11 protein-coding genes are annotated in these 12836 nt (G+C 41.5%); 3 read left to right on the forward strand and 8 right to left on the reverse strand.

Features of this window, described 5'->3' with window-relative positions:
- Positions 1 to 9: 9 nt before the first annotated feature.
- The 7 genes from ispC to rpsB form a co-directional block, all read right to left on the reverse strand.
- Positions 10 to 1200, reverse strand: a complete 1191-nt coding sequence (ispC, locus tag GUY17_RS13985) for a 1-deoxy-D-xylulose-5-phosphate reductoisomerase (protein ID WP_162024370.1) — start codon at positions 1198 to 1200, stop codon at positions 10 to 12.
- A 5-nt stretch (positions 1201 to 1205) separates the two neighbouring features.
- Entirely contained in the window at positions 1206 to 2063 is an 858-nt protein-coding gene (locus GUY17_RS13990) for a phosphatidate cytidylyltransferase (RefSeq protein WP_101086633.1), read from the reverse strand.
- A gap of 19 nt (positions 2064 to 2082) precedes the next feature.
- The gene (gene uppS / locus GUY17_RS13995; protein WP_011636748.1) at positions 2083 to 2907 is read right to left on the reverse strand and encodes a polyprenyl diphosphate synthase; all 825 of its coding nucleotides are present in this window, start codon (positions 2905 to 2907) and stop codon (positions 2083 to 2085) included.
- A gap of 81 nt (positions 2908 to 2988) precedes the next feature.
- Positions 2989 to 3546: a ribosome recycling factor gene (frr, locus tag GUY17_RS14000; RefSeq protein WP_162023507.1), complete on the reverse strand. Its 558-nt coding sequence runs from the start codon at positions 3544 to 3546 to the stop codon at positions 2989 to 2991.
- 119 nt (positions 3547 to 3665) lie between these two features.
- Positions 3666 to 4403: a UMP kinase gene (gene pyrH, locus GUY17_RS14005; RefSeq protein ID WP_011636746.1), complete on the reverse strand. Its 738-nt coding sequence runs from the start codon at positions 4401 to 4403 to the stop codon at positions 3666 to 3668.
- A 68-nt stretch (positions 4404 to 4471) separates the two neighbouring features.
- Positions 4472 to 5323: a translation elongation factor Ts gene (tsf, locus tag GUY17_RS14010; RefSeq protein ID WP_162023508.1), complete on the reverse strand. Its 852-nt coding sequence runs from the start codon at positions 5321 to 5323 to the stop codon at positions 4472 to 4474.
- Between the two features lie 117 nt (positions 5324 to 5440).
- Positions 5441 to 6169, reverse strand: a complete 729-nt coding sequence (gene rpsB, locus GUY17_RS14015; RefSeq protein WP_011636744.1) for a 30S ribosomal protein S2 — start codon at positions 6167 to 6169, stop codon at positions 5441 to 5443.
- A gap of 352 nt (positions 6170 to 6521) precedes the next feature.
- Between rpsB and map the strand changes: the two genes are divergently transcribed.
- Genes map through dapD form a run of 3 tightly spaced genes read left to right on the forward strand, consistent with a single transcriptional unit; the run spans position 6522 to position 10791 of the window.
- Positions 6522 to 7319 carry a type I methionyl aminopeptidase gene (gene map, locus GUY17_RS14020; RefSeq protein ID WP_101086631.1) on the forward strand — a complete coding sequence of 266 codons (798 nt, stop codon included), beginning with the start codon at positions 6522 to 6524 and terminating at the stop codon, positions 7317 to 7319.
- Positions 7320 to 7343: 24 nt separating this feature from the next.
- A complete protein-coding gene (gene glnD, locus GUY17_RS14025; protein ID WP_162023509.1) occupies positions 7344 to 9917 on the forward strand; it encodes a bifunctional uridylyltransferase/uridylyl-removing protein GlnD in 2574 nt (857 codons plus the stop codon).
- A gap of 49 nt (positions 9918 to 9966) precedes the next feature.
- Positions 9967 to 10791: a 2,3,4,5-tetrahydropyridine-2,6-dicarboxylate N-succinyltransferase gene (gene dapD / locus GUY17_RS14030; protein WP_101086629.1), complete on the forward strand. Its 825-nt coding sequence runs from the start codon at positions 9967 to 9969 to the stop codon at positions 10789 to 10791.
- 123 nt (positions 10792 to 10914) lie between these two features.
- Here dapD and GUY17_RS14035 read toward each other — a convergent pair whose 3' ends face one another.
- Positions 10915 to 12828, reverse strand: coding sequence for an HD domain-containing phosphohydrolase (locus GUY17_RS14035; protein ID WP_162023510.1), 1914 nt, complete (start codon positions 12826 to 12828; stop codon positions 10915 to 10917).
- Positions 12829 to 12836: the final 8 nt, after the last annotated feature.

The following is a 12836-nucleotide window of genomic DNA, read 5'->3' on the forward strand; positions in this document are numbered from 1 at the left end:
TTCCCTGAATTAATTTAGTGTGCTGATAACGGACACTGCCGTGGCACGTGCTTGCTCATCAAGCTGTATTATATCTTCAATACTGTCTAAACGTGTTTGTTGCACCGAGTCTAAACAGCGATAATTAACGTTAGCAATATCAGTAAAACGAATGTGACCTTTTAAAAATGAATCGACAGCAATTTCATTGGCCGCATTCAACACTGTGGTCGCTTCCTGACCTTGCTCACAGGCTTGCATCGCTAAGCGTAAACATGGAAAACGGTCAAAGTCAGGTTCACAAAAGCTTAACTGTCCGACTTTGAAAAAATCTAAAGGTTCAACGCCAGCGCCAATTCTTTGCGGATAGCTCATACAATGAGCAATCGGTGTACGCATATCGGGGTTGCCCATTTGTGCAATAACAGAACCATCGCGGTATTGCACCATTGAATGAATCACGCTTTGAGGATGTATCACTACTTTGAGCTGTTCAGCTTGCGTATTAAACAACCAGCGAGCTTCGATAAACTCTAAGCCTTTATTCATCATGGTGGCTGAATCGACAGAGATTTTAGGCCCCATGGACCAATTAGGGTGATTGCAAGCTTGAACCGGTGTCATCGCACTCAGAGTGGCTAAATCAGTGTTTAAAAACGGTCCACCTGAACCGGTTAATAAAATATGTGATATGCCATTGGCACTTAAGTCACAATAACCGAGTTGCGCTTGGACATTGGTTGGTAAACATTGAAATATGGCATTGTGCTCGCTGTCGACAGGTAGCACTGTCGCACCCGACTGTCTAGCAGTGTGCATAAATAACTCACCCGACATAACCAATGCTTCTTTGTTGGCTAACAACACGCGTTTACCCGCTTTAACAGCGTCAAATGTCGGTACTAAACCCGCAGCACCAACAATAGCGGCCATAACGGTATCAGTGCGACTGTCGGTCACTAACGCATTTAACGCCTCAGCACCTGTCGTTACTTGAGTGATACATCCACTAGGCAATAACGATTTAAGCTCCATGGCGGCGCTCTCATCCACCATATGAGCATACTCAGGCTGATGAGTGATACACAAGGTCAGCATTTTTTGAACACTGGCATTGGCCACTAATCCATAGACATGAAAATCGGCAGGGTTATTTACCATCACACTTAAGGTGCTAGCGCCAATTGAGCCTGTAGCCCCTAAAATCACCATATTTTGCATTGGCATCACATCCACATGGCTATGTAGATAAAGGTAAACACTGGCAATGCAGCCGTTAGACTGTCGATACGGTCTAAAATACCACCATGACCAGGTAAAATGGTGCCAGAGTCTTTAATATTTGCAGCACGTTTGAACATACTTTCAGACAAGTCACCAAAAGCAGAAGCCAGAGCAGTAACGAGTGTCACCACAATGAGTAAGCCTAACTCTTGTTCTGGCGCAACATACATAATGCCCGCAACTACGACCATAGTAGTAATTAAACCACCGGCTAAACCCTCAAGCGTTTTAGCAGGACTCACACTCGGCATCAATTTATGCTTGCCTAACTTACGTCCAGCAAAATAAGCACCGGTGTCAGTCGCCCAAACCACTAACATAACGATAAACACTAATGCACCACCATAATAGGGATGAACGTTACTGCTTAACGATTTGAGAGCGATTAAAGAAGCAAAACACGGGATGAGTGTTAACTGACCAAACATGGATTTCAGCATAGGGCTGTCTTTCCATATTTTGGCACTTTTAGGAAAACTGAACACCAATGCGCTACTGACTATCCACCAAAATACACCAATAGTGATGATGGCCAAATAAATAGGGTGTAATTGGCCTTTAAACCACAACACATCTAAGGGTACTGATAAGTTAAGCGCTATCATTAACAGACCCAGGGTAGCAGTAAAAGACCACTGGGTGACATTACAGCTTGGGTCAATGAAACTGCCCCACTCTTTTGCTGCAATTAAAAACACTGGCACTAACACCCAAGCAAACCAGTTTGCTGGAAGTAAAAATATTGCCCCGAGTACAATTGGGATTAACCACAATGCTGTTATTATTCGTTGTTTTAGCAAAAACTAATCCTCTTAATATTTATATTGCGCGTATCTCTTCAATTTGACTACCCGTCAAACCAAAACGGCGCTGCCGACTGGCAAAAATGGCAATAGCATCACGAAATGCTAGCTCATCAAAGTCAGGCCATAGGGTGTCAGTAAACACCAACTCGGCATAAGCGGCCTGCCATAAAACAAAATTACTAATGCGGTAGTCACCGCCAGTACGGATCATTAAATCAACTTCGCTCTGGTTTTGCATGCACAAATGTTCATTTAATGCTTCTTCGGTCATCTGACTGCTGGTGATTTCGCCACTTTCTACTTTTTCGGCTAATTTTTGTGCAGCCTGTAAGATATCCCAACGTCCGCCATAGTTCGCCGCCACATTTAATATCAGACCAGTATTGCTTGCTGTTTTCTCTTGAGCACCGGCAATTTGTTTCTGTAAACGATTAGAAAACCTGCTGGTATCACCAATAATATTGAGCTTAACTTGGTTTTTATCGAGCAGTTTCAATTCACGTTGTAACACGGTAAAAAACAATTCCATCAACAAACTGACTTCTTTATCTGGTCGGCGCCAATTTTCGCTCGAAAATGCAAATAGGGTTAATGATTCAATACCAAGTTGACTTGCAGTACTTACCGCACGGCGCACAGCTTTAACACCGGCTTTATGACCGAAAACCCGGGCTTTACCCTGCAGTTGTGCCCAACGGCCATTACCATCCATAATAATCGCAACATGTTTGGGCAGAGATTGTTTTACTACATCAGATAATTGTCCCGGCAACAATTGCGAAGTCATTTGCTCCGAATCGGCTTTAGGGTCTGATTCAAACTCAACTGTAGACGACATCTACGACAATCCTTTATAAAAACAAACGCCGTGTAGTATACCCTTACACGGCGTGTTAACTCTAGCGTCTAAATTGACAGATTATACTTCCATCAACTCTTTTTCTTTCGCTGCTAGTATTTGATCAATGTTTTTGATTGATGAATCAGTGTGCTTCTGCACTTCATCTTCACTACGGCGAACATCATCTTCAGTACATGCTTTTGCTTTTTCAAGCTTCTTGACTTCACTGATTGCGTCGCGACGAACGTTACGAATGGCAATACGGCCATTTTCCGCTTCGTTACGTACCACTTTGATAAAGTCTTTACGACGTTCTTCAGTTAACGAAGGCAACGGAATACGCAAAGTTGCACCTGCAGACATAGGGTTTAAGCCTAAATCTGAACTCATAATCGCCTTTTCTACCGCTTGAACTATCGATCTATCAAATACGTTCACTGTTAGTGTACGAGAGTCTTCAACTCCGACATTAGCCACTTGATTAAGCGGTGACATAGAACCGTAGCAAGACACTTGAATAGAATCTAATAAACTTGGGTGTGCACGACCAGTACGAACTTTCGCCATTTGGTTTTTAGTTGCATCTACGCATTTACCCATGCGCTCTTGCGCATCTAACATAATAGTATCAATCACAATAATTTCCTTTTTGTCACAAATTCATGTGTGTTTGAGCATTAGCCTAAGAATGACACATGCAATAAAACCGCTCAAACAGTTAAATTATATAATATAAATATTTTCTGTGTCGGTGATTAAGCAGGTTGTTTACTGCTAATAATCGTACCTTCTTTCTCACCCATAATAACGCGGCGAAGTGCACCTGGCTTGTTCATATTGAATACAAGAATCGGCATATTATGATCACGTGCCATAGTAAATGCAGCGAGATCCATTACTTTTAATTCTGATTCAAGGACTTCGGCAAAACTAAGCGTGTCATATTTAACCGCTTCAGGGTTTTTCATTGGGTCTGCTGAGTATACACCATCTACTTTAGTGCCTTTTAGTACCACTTCAGCTTCAATCTCAATACCACGTAAACATGCTGCTGAGTCTGTTGTACAAAAAGGATTGCCCGTACCCGCAGCAAAAATAACCACACGACCAGACTTTAATAGGCTAATTGCTTCTGTCCAAGTGTAATCATCGCACACACCTTTAAGTGGGATAGCAGACATAAGGCGGGCATTAACATATGCACGGTGCAAGGCATCACGCATGGCTAAGCCATTCATTACGGTTGCTAACATACCCATGTGATCGCCCACCACGCGGTTCATACCAGCTTTTGCTAAGCCTTCACCACGAAATAGATTACCACCACCAATAACCACGCCAACTTGAATACCAAGTTCAACAAGCTCTTTCACTTCTTGTGCCATACGATCAAGTACTTTAGGGTCAATGCCGAAGCCTTCTTCACCCATTAATGCTTCACCGCTTAATTTAAGCAGAATACGTCTAAACGCTGGTTTTGGATTGGTGCTCATAATTTTCATCCTGATCATAACAAAACCGCAGCGGTTGCTGCGGTCTTAGGGTATTTAGATTAAAGCGATTACGCTTTTTTAGTAGCAGCGATTTGCGCAGCTACTTCAGCAGCGAAATCTTCTGCTTTCTTCTCGATACCTTCACCAACTTCTAAACGAATAAAGCTGGTTACTGTAGCGCCTTTCGATTTAAGCACTTCGCCAACAGTTTTCTTTGGTTCCATGATGAAAGCTTGACCAGTAAGAGAGATCTCACCAGTGAACTTCTTCATACGACCAACAACCATCTTCTCAGCGATTTCAGCAGGCTTGCCTTCATTCATCGCGATTTCGATTTGAAGCGTTTGCTCTCTTTCTACAAGTTCAGCAGGCACATCTTCAGGGTTTACGAAATCTGGCTTAGAAGCAGCTACGTGCATTGCGATATGCTTTAGTGTTTCTTCATCAGCTTCACCCGCAACCACAACACCAATACGATCACCGTGACGGTAAGACGCAAGGTTTGCACCATCGATATACTCAACGCGACGAACGTTGATGTTTTCACCGATTTTAGTTACAAGCGCAACACGAGTTTCTTCAAACTGTGCTTTTAAGTCTTCGATAGACACTTTAGATGCAGCAGCAACATCAAGCACTGCGTTAGCAAATGCTAGGAAGTTTGAGTCTTTTGCAACGAAATCAGTTTGACAGTTAACTTCTAAAAGTGCAGCGAAACCTTCGCCATTCTTGATTAGAATTGTACCGTCAGCAGCGATGTTACCTGCTTTTTTAGCAGCCTTCGCGGCGCCGCTTTTACGCATGTTATCAATCGCTAGTTCGATGTCACCGTCAGTTTCAGTCAGTGCATTCTTACAGTCCATCATGCCAGCGCCAGTGCGGTCACGAAGTTCTTTAACTTGGGCAGCAGTAATTGCCATTGTTAAATCCTCTAATTTAATTCGTCTAATATTGCATTTATAAAACAGGGGCCAAAAGGCCCCTGTTCACCAATTATCTTATTGGCAAATAAGGGGGATGATAATCATCACGCCTTATTAAACAGCTTCTACGAAACCGTCTTGCTCAGCTTGAACAGCTAAATCTTGACCACGGCCAGCGTTAGCAGCTGCAGCAACAGAAGAAGTGTACAAACGGATAGCACGCATCGCGTCGTCGTTACCAGGAACGATGTAGTTAACACCGTCTGGTGCAGAGTTGGTATCAACAACTGCAACAACTGGAATACCTAGGTTGTTTGCTTCTTTAATAGCGATATGCTCATGGTCAGCACCGATAACGAATAATACGTCAGGTAAACCGCCCATGTTCTTGATTCCGCCTAAAGACTTTTCTAACTTGTCTAATTCGCGTGAACGCATTAACGCTTCTTTCTTAGTTAACTTGTCGAAAGTACCGTCTACAGACTGGCTTTCTAGCTCTTTAAGACGCTTGATTGACTGACGAACAGTTTTCCAGTTAGTTAACATGCCGCCTAACCAACGATGATCAACATAATACTGATCACAAGAAAGTGCAGATGCTTTGATAGCTTCGCCAGCAGCGCGCTTAGTACCTACGAATAATACTTTACCTTTCTTAGAAGCGATGTTGCTAATGAAAGCTAAAGCTTCGTTGAACATTGGTACTGTATGCTCAAGGTTGATGATGTGTACACCATTACGAGCGCCGAAGATGAAAGGCTTCATCTTAGGGTTCCAGTAACGAGTTTGGTGACCGAAGTGAACACCAGCTTGTAGCATGTCGCGCATTGAAACAGTAGTCATTGTATTTACCTTAATGTAAGGGGTTAGACCTCCACGCATCCCATGTTTCGACTTTCTAACTTCCGTTAAGAATGAGAAAGCACCCCGAAAAATGTGTCGATACGTGTGTGATTTAGTATTTAAGTTAATTGCCATGTATAATGACCACCATATTTTACGATTTGCCGAACACAATGTATACCTTGCTAAAAAAAGCAGCGATTGACATTGTATTAACTCGAACCGTACAACAACGATCTTACACATAACGGCGCGCTTTATACCATAAACGGCATGTAAATACAAATTTTTGCCGTAAAATCCTTGGATAAAACAAGCCTATTTTGACCGTCAAAAAGATAGAGAGTTTTTCATGAGTATTGTGATCAAAAATGCAGACGAGATAGAAAAAATGCGTGCAGCGGGTAAATTAGCGGCGCAAGTATTAGAAATGGTAGCTCCACACATTAAGGCTGGAGTGACCACAAATGAATTAGATGAAATCTGTGCTAAATACACCGAAGAGCAAGGTGCTATTTCAGCTCCGTTAAATTATCACGGATTTCCGAAGTCTATTTGTACGTCGGTAAATGAAGTCGTGTGCCACGGTATTCCTTCAGAGTACGTGTTAAAAGAAGGCGATATGATTAACCTTGATATTACGGTCATCAAAGACGGTTATCATGGTGATACCTCGAAAATGTTTTTAATTGGCGAAGTATCAGCAAAAGACAAACGTTTAAGCCGCATTGCCCAAGAAAGCTTGTATTTAGCCATTCGTAAAGTGCGTCCTGGTTTAAAATTAGGCGAAATTGGCACAACCATCGAAAAATTCATCAAAACAAGTAAAACAGGGCTTGATAAGTACTCCATCGTACAAGATTATTGTGGTCATGGTATTGGCACTGGCTTCCACGAAGAACCACAAGTTGTTCATTATAAAAATAATGATAAAACCGTGTTAAGACCCGGTATGTGCTTTACGATTGAACCAATGATCAATGCAGGTCGTCATACCACTGTGTTGGATAAAAGTGATAATTGGACAGTGACAACTTCTGATAGTAAAAACTCAGCACAATGGGAACATACACTTTTAGTGACCCAAACCGGTGTAGAAGTGTTAACTTTGCGTGAAGAAGAAGACTTTCCCCGTATCATTAACCACTAAAGACTCAAATTAGTAAGGACATCAATGAATACTGCGCTGGCCGCCAAAAACGCATTAATTGACTTAAACCAGCGCTTAGTTGAGCAGTACACTGCAAAACACCCTATTGCTGATATTGTTAAACACCGTAGTCAATTTGTTGATGCTTTACTAATACAAACTTGGCGGGATTTTGGCTTACATAATAGCCAGCTTGCCCTAGTTGCCGTTGGCGGCTACGGTCGTGGTGAACTGCATCCCTATTCAGACATTGACTTACTTTTTTTGGTTAACGATGAACAATTATCGCCCGAAACTGAAATTGAGTTAGGGCAATTCATTACCTACCTTTGGGATACTGGGCTTGAAATAGGCCACAGTGTACGTACAGTTGCGCAAACCATTGAACAAGGTAAATCAGACATAACCATTGCCACAAATCTCATTGAAGCCAGATTGCTCACTGGTAATGAATATCTATTTGACGTGTTATACGATGCTATTCGTCAACAAGACTTTTGGCCCTCTTATGACTTTTATAATGCCAAGAAAGATGAACAAACGACTCGTCATAGTAAAGCCAGTGCCTTTGATTTAGAACCTAATATCAAAACCTGCCCCGGCGGATTGCGTGATATTCAAACCATCGCTTGGGTTGCAATGCGCCACTTTGATGCCGCTAAATTAGAAGATTTAGTCGAGCACGATTTTCTAGCGCCAGCCGAATTAGCAGAATTAATTGAATGCCAAAATTTTCTGTGGGAAATCCGTTTTGCACTTCACACCACCGCGAATCGCAACGAAAACCGCTTGTTGTTTGATTTACAGAGACAAGTTGCCAGTTTATTAGGTTACGAGGATGCTACCCAATTAGCCGTCGAACAAATGATGAAGCGCTATTATCGCACGGTACGCCGAGTGATGGAGCTTAATCAAATGCTGTTGCAATTGTTTAAGCGCGCGACATTAGGTCACACTCAAGCACTGGAAATTCAGCCGATAAGCGATGTTTATCAACGGCGTGGACGTTACATTGAAGTATTAGATGACGATTTATTTAGCCGCCAAAACGAAGAAATATTACGCTTATTTCTACTGGTGGCTAAAAACTCAAACATTCAAGAAATTTACGCGCCAACGTTACGATTACTGCGCAATGCTCGTAGAGCATTAACATCACCCTTACAAGAAAACCCCGCATGTCGTAAAGTGTTTATGGAGATCTTAAAACATCCACGAGGTATTACCGCATTTTCATTAATGCACCAGCACGGTATTTTGTCGTCTTATTTACCGGCTTGGCGCAAGATTGAAGGCCAAATGCAGTTTGATTTATTTCATGCTTATACCGTTGACGAACACACCCATAGATTACTGCTCAATATTGATCGTTTTTCACAAGCTGAACAAAAAGATGAATTTCCACTCGGTGCCATCTTAATTAATCAGTTACCGAAAAAAGGTTTGTTAGTTCTCGGGGCTATTTTTCATGATATCGCTAAAGGCCGTGGCGGCGATCACAGCAAATTAGGTTCAAAAGACGCTATCGACTTTTGTAAATTGCATGGCATGAATGATCATGACGGTCGCTTAGTGGCTTGGTTAGTTGAAAATCACTTAGTGATGTCAATCACCGCTCAGCGCAGAGATATTTCAGACCCGGAAGTGATTGCACTATTTGCTGAAAAAGTACGCGATGCTGCACACTTAAGTTATTTGTATTGCCTCACTGTCGCAGATATTTGTGCCACCAATGAGAAAACATGGAATAACTGGAAAGGCTCGTTATTACGTGATTTGTATTTTTCAACTCAACGAGTATTAGCTCGGGGTAAAGAAAAACCTATTGATGCTAAAGCGCGTGTTAAAGAGGTCCAGGCCAAAGCTAAAAAAGAACTTATTCGTCGTGGCCTGAAAGAAAAAGACATGGATGAACTCTGGTCTCGGTTCAAATCTGACTATTTTTTACGTCATCAGCCAACCCAAGTGGCCTGGCATGCTGAGGCCATTCTAAAACATCATCACGACGAACCATTAGTATTAATGTCTAAGCATACAACACGTGGTGGTACGGAGCTTTTTGTCTATAGCAAAGATAAACCAAAACTGTTCGCCACCGTTATGACCGTTTTAGATAACAAAAATATCAATGTGCATGACGCTAACATCATGACATCAAGAGATAACTATGCACTCGACACCTTTGTGATTTTAGAACAAGATGGCGAGCCTATTATCCAATTATCACGTATTCAAAGTATCCGCAAAGCACTTGAAAAAGCCTTGGCAAGTGAAAATCCAAAACTGCCGAAGTTTAGAAAACTAGCCCGGATCATGAAACCTTTTAATGTTGCGACTCATGTGAGTTTCTTACCCAGTGCTCGCCATGGTACAAGTATGATGGAATTAATCACTCTCGACACCCCAGGCTTATTAGCCAAAGTCGGTGATACCTTCTACCGTTGTAATGTGACATTATTAGCCGCTAAAATTACCACTATTGGTGAACGTGCAGAAGACTTTTTCATATTAAAAAACCAAAGTGGAACGGCCCTAGATGAGCCACAACAGCAACAATTATCTGATGCGCTAACACTGGCGCTAAAATCATCTAACTAATTTAAACCATAAATTTGTGCAACTAATCATTTAATACCGGGAGAAAACAATGGAGGCTTTACGCCAACGCATTGAAGCAGCATTCGAAACACGTCAAGACATCTCACCTGCAACCGTAGAACCGAGTGTTCGCGCTGATGTTGAAACCGTGATCAATATGCTCGATAAAGGCCAAGTACGCGTTGCTGAAAAAATTGACGGTGAATGGCATGTTCACCAATGGCTTAAAAAGGCGGTACTACTGTCTTTTCGCATTTTTGATAACGGCGTGATTGAAGGTGGCGACACCAAGTATTTCGACAAAGTCCCACAAAAATTTGCCGATTATGACGAAGCTCGTTTTAAAGCAGAAGGTATTCGTGTTGTGCCACCCGCAACGGTTCGCAAAGGCTCATTTATCGGTAAAAATACCGTATTGATGCCATCTTACGTTAACCTTGGTGCCTATGTTGATGAAGGTACTATGGTTGATACATGGGCTACTGTTGGTTCGTGTGCGCAGATTGGTAAAAACGTACACTTATCTGGCGGTGTTGGTATTGGCGGTGTTTTAGAGCCATTACAAGCAGGTCCAACCATTATTGAAGATAACTGTTTTATTGGTGCTCGCAGCGAAATCGTTGAAGGTGTTGTGGTTGAAGAAGGCAGCGTCATTTCAATGGGCGTTTACATTGGCCAAAGCACGCGAATTTTTGATCGTGAAACCGGTGAAGTACATTACGGTCGTGTTCCTGCTGGATCGGTTGTCGTATCAGGTAACCTACCATCGGCTTGTGGCACATACAGCTTGTATGCAGCGATTATTGTCAAAAAAGTTGATGCTAAAACCCGCGGTAAAGTGGGCATCAATGAACTATTACGTATCGTTGATTAATTTTATTACCCAACGATAATCTACAAAAGGCTCCTAGGAGCCTTTTTTGTTACTGTTAAATCATCCATTAAAAAAAATATAAGTTTCAAAAAATAACATTAACTTATCAAATCAATAGTATAACTAATTAGATCTTGCTTGTGCATTCACCAATAATGCATTGGCTAATATTCGCCAGGTTAACATTCCAATCACCAACTGCTTGTCATTTTGAACAATCAAATAATTAACATTACTTTTTTCCATCGTCCGTTGAGCATCGTTCAAAATGGTACGATCGTTAATCATATTTATTTTATGTTCCATCACTTGATGTACACGTTTATTCAGTAAGCTTCTATCCGCTGCACGTTCTGCTGCTGTATTTAAAAATGGGCTGTGCCAAAATGCTAAAACGTTATTATCAACCACGCCGATTGGGCTACGATTTTTTTCTGACAGTACCACGGCCACATCCATTTTAGCTTTTTTCATCATAGACTCAGCATGTTCAAGAGTATGATACTCCTCTAAAAAAACAACTGGGGCTAATGACAAAGTGCCAACATATTCTTCTTGTTTAAAGTCTTCGACAGCCAAAATATCAATACAGGTATCAACAACGACTTCATCGAATATTATACCTCTGCCTTTTAATAACTCTTGGGTTAACACCTCCATTCCGAGCGATGGCCGATAAGGTCGATGGCTAAGAATCGAATCAGCAACGTCGGCTACAGCAATGATCTTGGCTTCTAGTATAATGTCATCCGCTTTCAACCCTTTTGGATAACCTGAACCGTCTAAGCGTTCATGATGTTGAAGGATCATTTGCTTAATAGGCCAAGGAAACTCCACTTCATCAACAATTAAAGCGCCTTGCTCAGGGTGTTGTTTAACCAAGCCAAACTCAGCATCACTTAACCGTGAGGGTTTAGATAGAATCTGGCTTGGAATGGCCAACTTACCGATATCGTGGATCAATGATCCCAGTTTTAATCCTTCCAATACTTCAGGTGTTAAGCCCATTTTCTCGCCAATAAGATAACTTAACTGCGCTACCGACTTTTGATGCCCCGCGGTATAAGCATCTTTTAACTCTAGCGCTTCTGAAATGGCACCAATCAACTGCACCAAAATAAGGGTCATCTTTTCTTTTTGCATTTTAATAATGCTAGATTGTCTCGATACCGCTTTCATGGTGCGAGGTAATTCGACGCTGTGCCACAAAATAGTCGCAAAAATACTTAACGATTTGGCATCTACTTGGGTATAAGGTTTATCTCGATTGCCAACGCCGATAATGCCAACGAGTTTTTTGCGATAATGAATCGGCACACAAAGATGATTACTAAAGGCAAAAAAACCTTGTTGTTGCGAACGATTCTCAGAAATACTGGCTAATTCATTATGCACCATCGATTTACGGGTTTGGATGGTTTCAGCCCAAATACCAGAATCTGCTTTATAGGTTTGTTGTTTTGTAATCGTAAAGTATTCACTGACGTTTTCACTCCATGTGGTTCGCACTATTTGATTGTTTTTCTCATCAAACATATGCAGATAACCCACATTAGATTGAGTCAGTGAAAGCGCCTGTTTTAATGACGTAGCAAACACCATATCACCGCTGGCATTAATCACTTCTTCGATTTGATTTAGCCAATCATCACTAGACTGGATCGCTTGATGATAATCAGGATGTAAATCAGATAACCAAGCTTTATCGAGTTCGATTTCTATGAAGGTAATACACCAATGCTCACTGCTTTCTTCTATCGGGGTGACAGTCGCTTGTAATGCATGCCCTTTATCATCAACAAAATTGATCTGTTGTGAAGAAAGATGATTGGTAAGATCTATTTGCTCATGAGTAAGCATTGAAAAAGCATTCGATAATGGTTGTTTTAGAATAGCCGAGATGGGTTTATTGACTAATTTGTATAGCGGTTCACTTAGCTTAATTAATTCAAGCCTATCATTAAGAATGCCCCAACAGAGCCCAACTGTTTTAGGTAATTCTGAAGGTTTTAAGAAAAAATTAGCTTTTTGTAACATCCAGTTTC

The sequence above is a fragment of the Shewanella sp. Arc9-LZ genome (genome assembly GCF_010092445.1).
Lineage (GTDB): Bacteria > Pseudomonadota > Gammaproteobacteria > Enterobacterales > Shewanellaceae > Shewanella.

What these genes read in the sequence shown, in the direction of transcription:
- dapD (WP_101086629.1), top strand. Translation starts at nt 9,967, where the DNA reads ATGGAGGCTTTACGCCAACGCATTGAAGCAGCATTCGAAACACGTCAA.
- ispC (WP_162024370.1), bottom strand. Translation starts at nt 1,200, where the DNA reads ATGCAAAATATGGTGATTTTAGGGGCTACAGGCTCAATTGGCGCTAGC.
- tsf (WP_162023508.1), bottom strand. Translation starts at nt 5,323, where the DNA reads ATGGCAATTACTGCTGCCCAAGTTAAAGAACTTCGTGACCGCACTGGC.
- uppS (WP_011636748.1), bottom strand. Translation starts at nt 2,907, where the DNA reads ATGTCGTCTACAGTTGAGTTTGAATCAGACCCTAAAGCCGATTCGGAG.
- map (WP_101086631.1), top strand. Translation starts at nt 6,522, where the DNA reads ATGAGTATTGTGATCAAAAATGCAGACGAGATAGAAAAAATGCGTGCA.
- pyrH (WP_011636746.1), bottom strand. Translation starts at nt 4,403, where the DNA reads ATGAGCACCAATCCAAAACCAGCGTTTAGACGTATTCTGCTTAAATTA.
- glnD (WP_162023509.1), top strand. Translation starts at nt 7,344, where the DNA reads ATGAATACTGCGCTGGCCGCCAAAAACGCATTAATTGACTTAAACCAG.
- GUY17_RS14035 (WP_162023510.1), bottom strand. Translation starts at nt 12,828, where the DNA reads ATGTTACAAAAAGCTAATTTTTTCTTAAAACCTTCAGAATTACCTAAA.
- rpsB (WP_011636744.1), bottom strand. Translation starts at nt 6,169, where the DNA reads ATGACTACTGTTTCAATGCGCGACATGCTACAAGCTGGTGTTCACTTC.